This is a genomic window from Cellulomonas fimi ATCC 484 (assembly GCF_000212695.1).
Lineage (GTDB): Bacteria > Actinomycetota > Actinomycetes > Actinomycetales > Cellulomonadaceae > Cellulomonas > Cellulomonas fimi.
Map to the genome: position 1 here is coordinate 1,092,691 of NC_015514.1, position 12,798 is coordinate 1,105,488.

Annotated in this window: 6 protein-coding genes; all 6 read left to right on the forward strand. The window is 68.4% G+C overall.

The annotated features are described in order from the left end of the window. Window positions 1-443 precede the first annotated feature (443 nt). The 6 genes from rpoB (at window position 444) to tuf (ending at window position 12,739) form a co-directional block, all read left to right on the forward strand. The gene (gene rpoB, locus CELF_RS05005) at window positions 444-3,950 is read left to right on the forward strand and encodes a DNA-directed RNA polymerase subunit beta (protein ID WP_013770158.1); all 3,507 of its coding nucleotides are present in this window, start codon (window positions 444-446) and stop codon (window positions 3,948-3,950) included. Window positions 3,951-4,056: 106 nt separating this feature from the next. Next, complete coding sequence (locus CELF_RS05010) at window positions 4,057-7,923, forward strand: DNA-directed RNA polymerase subunit beta' (protein ID WP_013770159.1); 3,867 nt, start codon at window positions 4,057-4,059, stop codon at window positions 7,921-7,923. 462 nt (window positions 7,924-8,385) lie between these two features. After that, window positions 8,386-8,757 carry a 30S ribosomal protein S12 gene (gene rpsL / locus CELF_RS05015; protein WP_013770160.1) on the forward strand — a complete coding sequence of 124 codons (372 nt, stop codon included), beginning with the start codon at window positions 8,386-8,388 and terminating at the stop codon, window positions 8,755-8,757. Then, on the forward strand, window positions 8,757-9,227 hold the full coding sequence (gene rpsG / locus CELF_RS05020; RefSeq protein WP_013770161.1) for a 30S ribosomal protein S7: 471 nt from the start codon (window positions 8,757-8,759) through the stop codon (window positions 9,225-9,227). The genes rpsL and rpsG overlap by 1 nt, the downstream gene beginning before the upstream one ends. A 93-nt stretch (window positions 9,228-9,320) precedes the next feature. Next, window positions 9,321-11,423 (forward strand): elongation factor G, encoded by a 2,103-nt coding sequence (fusA, locus tag CELF_RS05025; RefSeq protein WP_013770162.1) that lies wholly within the window; start codon window positions 9,321-9,323, stop codon window positions 11,421-11,423. Between the two features lie 122 nt (window positions 11,424-11,545). After that, window positions 11,546-12,739: an elongation factor Tu gene (tuf, locus tag CELF_RS05030; protein WP_013770163.1), complete on the forward strand. Its 1,194-nt coding sequence runs from the start codon at window positions 11,546-11,548 to the stop codon at window positions 12,737-12,739. Window positions 12,740-12,798: the final 59 nt, after the last annotated feature.

The window sequence follows — 12,798 nt, forward strand, 5'->3', positions numbered from 1 at the left end:
CCGCGACGGGGGTGCGGCCTTCGTCGTGCCCCACGGGGCCGTGCACAGGCCCGTCGTGGCGCTCCGGGGCGGGCCGGTGGCGGGGTCGACGGTGGCCGGGATCCGCTGTCCGACCTGCCCGGCTTTCGCGTGGCGGGTGACGTGTGCCACCATGTGCGGCGGCGACAACGGGGTCGTCGTGCGGGCGGAGCCGCCCGTATCGAGCAGGGCAAGGGAAGGGTGTCGACGACGGCGTCGAGGCCTCGGTCGTCGGTCGACGCCGGGTGGACTTTCCCATGCCGGTTGAGTATGCTAGCGCTTTGCGCTGGCCTGTGCCCGCGATCCCGTATAACCCGAGCAGTGGACGTCGTACGTGCGCGACGGTTCCGCAGCTCGCACGGCCGGGGGATCGCGCCCCGCCTGACCTGCGCAGCGTGCACACGATCCGCAGGGAAGGACCCCTCTTGGCTGCCTCGCGCACCCCTTCTGCACCGACCGCTGACGCCATCGCGAACCGCACCGCATCCCGTCGCATCTCCTTCGCCAAGATCCACGAGCCGCTCGAGGTCCCCGACCTGCTCGGTCTGCAGACCGAGAGCTTCGACTGGCTGCTCGGCAACGAGCGCTGGCAGGCCCGCGTGGCCGCCGCCCTCGAGGCCGGCCGCCAGGACGTCCCCGAGACGGCCGGGCTGGAGGAGATCTTCGAGGAGATCTCGCCGATCGAGGACTTCGGCGGGTCCATGTCCCTCTCGTTCCGCGAGCACCGCTTCGAGCCGCCGAAGTACACGGCCGAGGAGTGCAAGGAGAAGGACTTCACGTACGCGGCGCCGCTGTTCGTCACCGCCGAGTTCGTCAACTACACGACCGGTGAGATCAAGAGCCAGACGGTCTTCATGGGCGACTTCCCGCTCATGACGGAGCGCGGCACGTTCATCATCAACGGCACCGAGCGCGTCGTCGTCTCGCAGCTCGTCCGGTCGCCCGGCGTGTACTTCGAGCGCATGGCCGACAAGACGTCCGACAAGGACATCCTCACGGCCAAGGTCATCCCGAGCCGTGGCGCGTGGCTCGAGTTCGAGATCGACAAGCGCGACAACGTCGGCGTCCGCGTCGACCGCAAGCGCAAGCAGAACGCGACCGTCCTGCTCAAGGCGCTGGGCATGACCGAGGCGGAGATCCGCGAGGAGTTCGCCGCGTACCCGGCCGTCATCGAGACGCTCGAGAAGGACCACGTCCAGACGCAGGACGAGGCGCTGCTCGACCTCTACCGCAAGATCCGCCCGGGCGAGCCGCCGACCGTCGAGGCCGGCCGCGCGCTCATCGAGAACTTCTACTTCAACCCCAAGCGCTACGACCTGGCGAAGGTCGGCCGCTACAAGCTGAACAAGAAGCTCGGCCAGGACGCGCCCCTCGCGGACTCGGTCCTGACGCTCGCGGACGTCGTCGCGACGATCAAGTACCTCGCGTCGCTGCACATCGACCTGCCCACGCTGCCCGGCACGCGGGCCGGCGAGGCGATCGAGATCCGCGTCGAGACGGACGACATCGACCACTTCGGCAACCGCCGCATCCGTGCGGTCGGCGAGCTCATCCAGAACCAGGTCCGCACGGGCCTGTCCCGGATGGAGCGCGTCGTGCGCGAGCGCATGACGACGCAGGACGTCGAGGCCATCACGCCGCAGACGCTCATCAACATCCGTCCCGTCGTCGCCTCCATCAAGGAGTTCTTCGGGACGAGCCAGCTGTCGCAGTTCATGGACCAGAACAACCCGCTCGCGGGCCTGACGCACAAGCGGCGTCTGTCGGCCCTCGGCCCGGGTGGTCTGTCCCGCGACCGCGCCGGCATGGAGGTCCGCGACGTCCACCCGTCGCACTACGGCCGCATGTGCCCGATCGAGACCCCTGAGGGTCCGAACATCGGCCTCATCGGCTCGCTCGCGTCGTTCGGGCGGATCAACCCGTTCGGCTTCGTCGAGACGCCCTACCGCAAGGTCGTCGACGGCCGCGTGACCGACGAGGTGCACTACCTCACGGCCGACGACGAGGACCGTCACGTCATCGCGCAGGCGAACGCGCCGCTCCTCGAGGACGGCACGTTCGAGGAGGACCGCGTCCTCGTCCGCGTCAAGGGCGGCGAGATCGAGTACGTCACCGGCGAGAACATCGACTACATGGACGTCTCCCCGCGCCAGATGGTGTCGGTCGCGACGGCCCTGATCCCGTTCCTCGAGCACGACGACGCGAACCGTGCCCTCATGGGCGCCAACATGCAGCGCCAGGCCGTGCCGCTGGTCCGCTCCGAGGCGCCGCTCGTCGGCACCGGCATGGAGCGTCGTGCGGCGGTCGACGCGGGCGACGTCATCGTCGCGACGAAGCCGGGTGTCGTCACGGAGGTGTCGGCGGACCTCATCGTCACCGCCAACGACGACGCGACCACGTCGACGTACCGCGTGGCGAAGTTCCGCCGCTCGAACCAGGGCACGTCCTACAACCAGCGCGTGCTGGTCGACACCGGCGCGCGCGTCGAGGTCGGCTCGGTGCTCGCGGACGGCCCGGCGACGGACGAGGGCGAGCTCGCGCTCGGCCGCAACCTGCTCGTCGCGTTCATGTCGTGGGAGGGCCACAACTACGAGGACGCGATCATCCTGTCGCAGCGCCTCGTGCAGGACGACGTGCTGTCCTCGATCCACATCGAGGAGCACGAGGTCGACGCGCGCGACACCAAGCTCGGCCCCGAGGAGATCACGCGGGACATCCCGAACGTCTCCGAGGAGGTCCTCGCGGACCTCGACGAGCGCGGCATCATCCGCATCGGCGCCGAGGTCGCGGCGGGCGACATCCTCGTCGGCAAGGTCACCCCGAAGGGCGAGACCGAGCTGACCCCCGAGGAGCGTCTGCTCCGCGCGATCTTCGGCGAGAAGGCGCGCGAGGTCCGCGACACGTCGCTCAAGGTGCCGCACGGCGAGTCCGGCACGGTCATCGAGGTGCGCACGTTCAGCCGCGAGGACGGCGACGAGCTGCCCGCCGGCGTGAACGAGCTGGTCCGCGTGTACATCGCGCAGCGCCGCAAGATCACGGACGGCGACAAGCTCGCCGGTCGTCACGGCAACAAGGGCGTCATCTCGAAGATCCTCCCCGTCGAGGACATGCCGTTCCTCGCGGACGGCACGCCGGTCGACGTCGTGCTCAACCCGCTGGGTGTGCCCGGTCGTATGAACGTCGGGCAGGTCCTCGAGACGCACCTCGGGTGGGTCGCGAAGCAGGGCTGGGACATCGAGCTGGCCGAGGGTGACGTGTCGTGGCGCGAGGGCGTCCCGGCGGTCGCCGCGAAGTCGCCGGCCGGCAACCCGGTCGCGACGCCGGTGTTCGACGGCGTGCCGGAGGAGACCCTCACGGGTCTGCTCGGCTCGACGCTGCCGAACCGTGACGGCGAGCGCACCGTGCAGCAGGACGGCAAGGCGCGCCTGTTCGACGGCCGCTCCGGCGAGCCGTTCCCGGACCCGGTCGCGGTCGGCTACATGTACATCCTCAAGCTGCACCACCTGGTCGACGACAAGATCCACGCCCGCTCGACCGGCCCGTACTCGATGATCACGCAGCAGCCGCTGGGTGGTAAGGCGCAGTTCGGCGGTCAGCGGTTCGGCGAGATGGAGGTGTGGGCCCTCGAGGCGTACGGCGCCGCCTACACGCTCCAGGAGCTCCTCACCATCAAGTCCGACGACGTGCCGGGCCGCGTGAAGGTCTACGAGGCCATCGTCAAGGGCGAGAACATCCCCGACTCGGGCATCCCGGAGTCCTTCAAGGTCCTCCTCAAGGAGATGCAGTCGCTCTGCCTGAACGTCGAGGTGCTGTCGTCCGACGGCGTGTCCATCGACATGAAGGAGAACGACGACGAGGTCTACCGCGCCGCGGAGGAGCTCGGCATCGACCTGTCGCGTCGCCCCAACGCCAGCAGCATCGAAGAGATCTGACGCCGAGCCTGCCGCGGGCGGTCCCGACCGCCCGCGGCAGCGCCCGCACCCCTTGCACCATTCCGTCCGCCGGGCACGACCCGGCAAGCGAAGGAAGTAGGACCCCTTGCTCGACGTCAACGTCTTCGACGAGCTGCGCATCGGCCTGGCCACGGCCGACGACATCCGTGCCTGGTCGCACGGCGAGGTGAAGAAGCCCGAGACCATCAACTACCGGACCCTGAAGCCGGAGAAGGACGGTCTCTTCTGCGAGAAGATCTTCGGTCCCACCCGGGACTGGGAGTGCTACTGCGGCAAGTACAAGCGTGTCCGCTTCAAGGGCATCATCTGCGAGCGCTGCGGCGTCGAGGTGACGCGCTCGAAGGTGCGCCGTGAGCGCATGGGCCACATCGAGCTGGCCGCGCCGGTCACGCACATCTGGTTCTTCAAGGGTGTGCCGTCGCGCCTGGGCTACCTGCTCGACCTGGCGCCCAAGGACCTCGAGAAGGTCATCTACTTCGCGGCCTACATGATCACGTGGGTCGACGAGGAGGGCCGTCACGAGGACCTCCCGAACCTCCAGAACGAGATCGACCTGGAGAAGAAGGAGATCGCGGACCGCCGCGACAACGACATCAACGCCCGCGCGCTCAAGCTCGAGTCCGACCTGGCCGAGCTCGAGGCCGAGGGTGCCAAGGCCGACGCGCGCCGCAAGGTCCGCGACTCGGCCGAGCGCGAGATGGCCCAGATCCGCAAGCGCGCGGACGCGGAGCTCGAGCGCCTCGAGACGGTGTGGGACCGGTTCAAGAACCTCAAGGTCGCGGACCTCGAGGGCGACGAGCTGCTCTACCGCCAGCTGCAGGACCGCTACGGCAACTACTTCGAGGGCTCGATGGGCGCCGCGGCGATCCAGAAGCGTCTCGAGGCGTTCGACCTGGAGGCGGAGTCCGACAACCTGCGCGAGATCATCAAGACGGGCAAGGGCCAGCGCAAGACGCGTGCCCTCAAGCGTCTGAAGGTCGTCAACGCGTTCCTCACGACGAGCAACTCGCCGACGGGCATGGTCCTCGACGCGGTCCCGGTCATCCCGCCGGACCTGCGCCCGATGGTCCAGCTCGACGGTGGCCGCTTCGCCACGTCGGACCTGAACGACCTGTACCGCCGCGTCATCAACCGGAACAACCGCCTCAAGCGGCTCCTGGACCTGGGCGCGCCGGAGATCATCGTCAACAACGAGAAGCGGATGCTCCAGGAGGCCGTGGACTCGCTGTTCGACAACGGCCGTCGTGGTCGCCCGGTCACGGGCCCCGGCAACCGGCCGCTGAAGTCGATCTCCGACATGCTCAAGGGCAAGCAGGGCCGGTTCCGCCAGAACCTGCTCGGCAAGCGCGTCGACTACTCGGGCCGTTCGGTCATCGTCGTCGGCCCGCAGCTCAAGCTGCACCAGTGCGGCCTGCCGAAGCAGATGGCGCTCGAGCTCTTCAAGCCGTTCGTCATGAAGCGGCTCGTGGACCTCAACCACGCGCAGAACATCAAGTCCGCCAAGCGGATGGTCGAGCGCGCCCGCCCGGTCGTGTGGGACGTGCTCGAGGAGGTCATCACCGAGCACCCGGTGCTGCTGAACCGCGCACCCACGCTGCACCGTCTGGGCATCCAGGCGTTCGAGCCGCAGCTCGTCGAGGGCAAGGCGATCCACCTGCACCCGCTCGTGTGCGCCGCGTTCAACGCGGACTTCGACGGCGACCAGATGGCCGTCCACCTGCCCCTGAGCGCGGAGGCGCAGGCCGAGGCCCGCATCCTCATGCTGTCGAGCAACAACATCCTCAAGCCGTCGGACGGCCGTCCGGTGACCATGCCCTCGCAGGACATGATCATCGGCCTGTTCCACCTGACCTCCGACAAGGAGGACCCGGAGGGCGCGGGCCGGGCGTTCAGCTCGGTGTCCGAGGCGATCATGGCGTTCGACCAGGGCACGCTGGACCTCAACGCGGTCGTCAAGATCCGCTTCGACGACCTCGTGCTGTCGGAGGCGGACGCGCCCGAGGGCTGGACCGAGGGCGAGCCGCTGCTGTTCGAGACGACGCTCGGCCGTGCGCTCTTCAACGAGCTGCTGCCGGTCGACTACCCGTACGAGAACGGCGTCGTCGACAAGAAGCGCCTCTCGGCGATCGTCAACGACCTCGCCGAGCGCTACCCGAAGGTCGCCGTCGCGGCGTCCCTCGACGCGCTCAAGGAGGCCGGCTTCCGCTGGGCGACGCGTTCCGGCGTGACGATCTCGATCTCCGACGTCGCGACCCCGGCCGCGAAGAAGGACATCCTCGAGGAGCACGAGGCGCGGGCCGCCAAGGTCCAGGGCCAGTACGACAAGGGTCTGATCACGGACGACGAGCGCCGTCAGGAGCTCATCGAGATCTGGACCCAGGCCACGGACAAGGTCGCCAAGGCGATGCAGGAGAACTTCCCTGCCCGCAACACGGTGTACCGCATGGTCGGCTCGGGCGCGCGAGGCAACTGGATGCAGGTCCGCCAGATCGCGGGCATGCGTGGTCTGGTCGCCAACCCGAAGGGCGAGATCATCCCGCGCCCGATCAAGGCGAACTACCGCGAGGGCCTGTCCGTCCTCGAGTACTTCATCGCGACGCACGGCGCCCGCAAGGGTCTGGCGGACACCGCTCTGCGGACCGCCGACTCGGGCTACCTGACGCGTCGTCTGGTGGACGTCTCGCAGGACGTCATCGTCCGCGAGGAGGACTGCGGCACCGAGCGCGGCCTGACGATGCCGATCGGCATCCCGGCCGGCGACGGCCTGCGTCGTCACGACAAGGTCGAGACGAGCGTCTACTCGCGCACGCTGGCGACGGACATCGAGGTCGACGGCGAGCTCATCGGCCACGCCGGTGACGACGTCGGCGACGTGCTGCTGGACCGCCTGCTCGAGTCGGGCGTCGACACGCTCAAGGTGCGCTCCGTGCTCACCTGCGAGTCGCGCGTCGGCACGTGCGCGAAGTGCTACGGCCGTTCGCTCGCGACGGGCAAGCTCGTCGACATCGGTGAGGCCGTCGGCATCATCGCGGCCCAGTCGATCGGTGAGCCCGGCACCCAGCTGACGATGCGCACGTTCCACACCGGTGGTGTGGCCTCGGCGGACGACATCACGCAGGGTCTGCCGCGTGTCCAGGAGCTCTTCGAGGCCCGCACCCCCAAGGGTGAGGCGCCCATCGCGGAGTTCTCGGGCCGCATCGCGATCGAGGAGGGTGACCGCTCGCGGCGCATCGTCCTCACGCCGGACGACGGCTCGGAGGAGATCGCCTACCCGATCACGAAGCGCTCGCGCCTGCTGGTCAACGACGGCGACCACGTCGCGGTCGGCACCCAGCTGGTCCAGGGTGCGGTCGACCCGAAGAAGGTGCTGCGCATCCTCGGCCCGCGTGCCACGCAGAAGCACCTGGTCGACGAGGTGCAGGAGGTCTACCGCTCGCAGGGCGTGGACATCCACGACAAGCACATCGAGGTCATCGTGCGGCAGATGCTGCGGCGCGTGACGGTCCTCGACTCCGGCACCACGGACCTGCTGCCCGGCGAGCTCGCCGAGCGCAGCCGGTTCGAGGACGCGAACCGCAAGGCCGTGTCCGAGGGTGGCCAGCCGGCGTCGGGCCGTCCCGAGCTCATGGGCATCACGAAGGCGTCGCTCGCGACCGACTCGTGGCTGTCGGCGGCCTCCTTCCAGGAGACGACGCGCGTCCTCACCGAGGCCGCGATGTCGGGTCGTTCCGACCCGCTCCTGGGCCTCAAGGAGAACGTCATCCTCGGCAAGCTCATCCCGGCCGGCACGGGTCTGCCCCGCTACCGGAACATCGCGGTCGAGCCCACCGAGGAGGCGAAGGCCGAGCTGTACCCGACCTTCGGCTACGACGAGATCGACTTCCCCGCCCTGGGCCTCGGCTCCGGCGAGGCGATCCCGCTCGAGGACATCGACTTCGGCGACTTCCGCTGACGTCGAGGCGTCCCGTCGACCCGAGGGGGTCCACCGTCCGCGGTGGGCCCCCTCGGGCGTCGCGGGAGCGGGGAGCCGGTTCCTGCCCCGCGTGCGGCCCGACGAGGATCGCGTAGCGTGGGTGAGGGCCGTCTCTTTGACGCTCCGGAGGCGCCCAGGTAACGTAGGACACCGTGCCCGCGCCGTCGGGCCCTCATGCGTGCACTCGGACGTACCCCTCGCTGACGCGGGGGAGCGGGCCGGGAGCACCGGGTGGTTCCCCCTCCACCGCGTCACCTCCGTCACGGAACACCGGACGGGAAGCGCCGCGGAAGACCGGGGCGACACGCCCGGGCGCGGGGGTCGGTGCGGGACTCCAGACCACGGGACGTAGTCGCGCGACGGGCGACGACCCCCAGCTTGCCGGCCGTCCAGGGTGACGGGGTCCGGTCGACCAGAGCTCATCCAACAGACGGAGACGTAGTGCCTACGATCCAGCAGCTGGTCCGCAAGGGCCGGCAGGCGAAGACGAACAAGTCGAAGACGCCGGCCCTCAAGGGCAGCCCCCAGCGACGCGGTGTGTGCACCCGCGTCTACACCACGACCCCGAAGAAGCCGAACTCGGCCCTCCGCAAGGTGGCCCGCGTGCGTCTCTCGAGCCAGGTCGAGGTCACCGCGTACATCCCCGGTGTCGGCCACAACCTGCAGGAGCACTCGATCGTGCTCGTCCGCGGCGGCCGTGTGAAGGACCTCCCGGGTGTCCGCTACAAGATCGTCCGTGGCGCCCTCGACACGCAGGGCGTCAAGAACCGCAAGCAGGCGCGTAGCCGCTACGGCGCGAAGAAGGTGGGCTGATGCCTCGTAAGGGTCCGGCCCCGAAGCGGCCGCTGATCTCCGACCCGGTCTACGGGTCGCCGGTCGTCACGCAGCTGATCAACAAGGTCCTCCTCGACGGCAAGAAGTCCGTCGCGGAGTCGATCGTCTACGGCGCCCTCGAGGGCGTGCGCGAGAAGACGCAGGGCGACCCGGTCGTCGTGCTCAAGCGCGCGCTCGACAACGTGCGCCCCTCGCTCGAGGTCCGCTCGCGTCGCGTCGGCGGTGCCACGTACCAGGTCCCGGTCGAGGTGCGCCCCGTGCGCCAGACGACCCTGGCCCTGCGCTGGCTCACCGACTACTCGCGCGCCCGTCGCGAGAAGACGATGACCGAGCGCCTCATGAACGAGATCCTGGACGCCTCGAACGGCCTGGGTGCCGCGGTCAAGCGCCGCGAGGACATGCACAAGATGGCCGAGTCCAACAAGGCGTTCGCGCACTACCGCTGGTAATCCCAGCCGGTCGCCGCGCCCCGTCCGTGCTGCTCAGCAGGTGCGGGCGGGGCGGCGGCACCACCACAAGCCAACCGACAAGGGGCAACTCACGTGGCACTGGACGTGCTGACGGACCTGACGAAGGTCCGCAACATCGGCATCATGGCGCACATCGATGCCGGCAAGACCACCACCACCGAGCGGATCCTGTTCTACACCGGGGTCAACTACAAGATCGGTGAGACGCACGACGGCGCGTCGACGATGGACTGGATGGAGCAGGAGCAGGAGCGCGGCATCACGATCACGTCGGCCGCGACGACCTGTTACTGGAAGAACAACCAGATCAACATCATCGACACGCCCGGCCACGTGGACTTCACGGTCGAGGTGGAGCGCTCGCTGCGCGTCCTCGACGGTGCGGTCGCCGTGTTCGACGGCAAGGAGGGCGTCGAGCCCCAGTCCGAGACGGTGTGGCGCCAGGCCGACAAGTACGACGTGCCGCGCATCTGCTTCGTCAACAAGATGGACAAGCTCGGTGCGGACTTCTACTTCACGGTGAAGACGATCGTCGACCGCCTCAAGGCCAAGCCGCTGGTCATCCAGCTGCCGATCGGCTCGGAGAGCGACTTCGTCGGCGTCGTGGACCTCGTCGAGATGCGCGCCCTGGTGTGGCGCGGCGAGACGGCCCTCGGCGAGAAGTACGAGATCGAGGACATCCCGGCCGACCTGCAGGAGAAGGCGCAGCAGTACCGCGCCGAGCTCCTCGAGGCCGTCGCCGAGACCGACGACGAGCTGCTCGAGAAGTTCCTCGGTGGCGAGGAGCTGACGACCGCCGAGATCAAGGCGGGCATCCGCAAGCTCACGGTCGCCTCGCAGGCCTACCCGGTCCTGTGCGGCTCGGCGTTCAAGAACAAGGGCGTGCAGCCCATGCTCGACGCCGTCATCGACTACCTGCCGACGCCCCTGGACGTCCCGGCGGTCGAGGGCCACGACGCCAAGGACCCCGAGGTCGTCATCGAGCGTCACCCCGACGCGACGGAGCCGTTCTCCGCGCTGGCCTTCAAGGTCGCCGCGCACCCGTTCTTCGGCAAGCTGACCTACGTCCGCGTGTACTCGGGCAAGGTCTCGCAGGGCGCCCAGGTGCTCAACTCGACGAAGGGCAAGAAGGAGCGCATCGGGAAGCTCTTCCAGATGCACTCCAACAAGGAGAACCCGGTCGAGGACGCGACCGCGGGCCACATCTACGCCTTCATCGGCCTGAAGGACGTCACCACCGGTGACACCCTGACGGACCCGGCGGCGCCGGTGGTCCTCGAGTCGATGACCTTCCCGGAGCCCGTCATCGACGTGGCCATCGAGCCCAAGACGAAGGGTGACCAGGAGAAGCTCTCCACGGCCATCCAGAAGCTCGCCGAGGAGGACCCGACGTTCCGGGTCAAGCTCGACGAGGAGACCGGCCAGACCGTCATCGGCGGCATGGGCGAGCTCCACCTCGACATCCTCGTCGACCGCATGCGTCGCGAGTTCAAGGTCGAGGCGAACGTCGGCAAGCCGCAGGTCGCGTACCGCGAGACCATCCGCCGCTCGGTGGAGAAGATCGACTACACGCACAAGAAGCAGACCGGTGGCTCGGGCCAGTACGCGAAGGTCCAGATGACCTTCGAGCCGCTGGACCCCGCCGAGGGCGAGCTGTACGAGTTCGAGAACAAGGTCACCGGTGGCCGCATCCCGCGCGAGTACATCCCGTCGGTCGACGCCGGCATCCAGAGCGCGATGCAGCTCGGCGTGCTCGCCGGCTTCCCGCTCGTGGGCGTCAAGGCGATCCTGCTCGACGGCGCGTCGCACGACGTCGACTCCTCGGAGATGGCGTTCAAGATCGCCGGCTCGATGATCCTCAAGGAAGCGGTCCGCAAGGCCGACCCGGTCCTCCTGGAGCCGGTCATGGCCGTCGAGGTCCGCACCCCCGAGGACTACATGGGTGACGTCATCGGCGACATCAACTCGCGCCGCGGCATGATCCAGTCCATGGAGGACGCGACGGGCGTGAAGGTGATCCGCGCCCAGGTTCCTCTCTCCGAGATGTTCGGGTACGTCGGTGACCTGCGGTCGAAGACCCAGGGTCGTGCGGTGTACTCGATGCAGTTCGACAGCTACGCCGAGGTTCCTCGGAACGTTGCCGACGAGATCATCAAGAAGACCCGGGGCGAGTAGTCCCACAGGTCGACACCTGTAGTTCCATCACACAAACCGACCCGTAGGACCGCACGCCTCGCGACTACCGTCCCGGTAGCCGCAGACGGGCACTCTCTACCAAGTCCTGAGGAGGACACCCAGTGGGCAAGGCGAAGTTCGAGCGGACCAAGCCGCACGTCAACATCGGGACCATCGGTCACGTCGACCACGGCAAGACGACGCTGACCGCCGCGATCTCGAAGGTGCTGCACGACAAGTACCCGGACCTGAACCCCTTCACGCCGTTCGACGAGATCGACAAGGCGCCGGAGGAGAAGCAGCGCGGTATCACGATCAACATCGCGCACGTCGAGTACCAGACGGAGAAGCGCCACTACGCGCACGTCGACGCTCCGGGTCACGCCGACTACATCAAGAACATGATCACGGGTGCGGCGCAGATGGACGGCGCCATCCTCGTGGTCGCCGCGACGGACGGCCCGATGGCCCAGACGCGTGAGCACGTCCTGCTCGCCCGTCAGGTCGGCGTGCCCTACCTGCTCGTCGCGCTCAACAAGTCCGACGTCGTGGACGACGAGGAGATCCTCGAGCTCGTCGAGGTCGAGGTGCGCGAGCTCCTCTCCTCGCAGGGCTTCGCGGGCGACGACGTCCCGGTCGTGCGCGTCTCCGGCCTCAAGGCCCTCGAGGGCGACCCGGTCTGGGTCAAGTCCGTCGAGGACCTGCTGGACGCGGTCGACGAGAACGTCCCGGACCCGGTCCGCGACATCGACAAGCCGTTCCTCATGCCGATCGAGGACGTCTTCACGATCACCGGTCGTGGCACCGTCGTCACCGGCCGTGTCGAGCGCGGTCAGCTCAAGGTGAACGAGGAGGTGGAGATCGTCGGCATCAAGGAGAAGGCGATCAAGACCACGGTCACCGGCGTCGAGATGTTCCGCAAGCTGCTCGACTACGCCGAGGCCGGCGAGAACGTCGGTCTGCTCCTGCGCGGCACGAAGCGCGAGGAGGTCGAGCGCGGCCAGGTCGTCGTCAAGCCGGGTTCGATCACGCCGCACACCGAGTTCGAGGGCCAGGTCTACATCCTGGCCAAGGACGAGGGCGGCCGTCACAACCCGTTCTACGGCAACTACCGTCCGCAGTTCTACTTCCGGACGACGGACGTCACCGGTGTCATCACGCTGCCCGAGGGCACCGAGATGGTCATGCCCGGTGACAACACCGAGATCCACGTGAACCTCATCCAGCCCATCGCCATGGAGGAGGGCCTCGGCTTCGCCATCCGCGAGGGTGGCCGCACCGTCGGCTCGGGCCGGGTCACGAAGATCCTCAAGTGATCCCCGCCCCTCGGGGCTGATCGCTGCACGAAGGGCCCGGGAGCTTCGGCTCCCGGGCC

Bases quoted from the DNA above. Each gene is read 5' to 3' on its own strand.
- rpsG (WP_013770161.1), top strand. From the start codon at position 8,757: ATGCCTCGTAAGGGTCCGGCCCCGAAGCGGCCGCTGATCTCCGACCCG.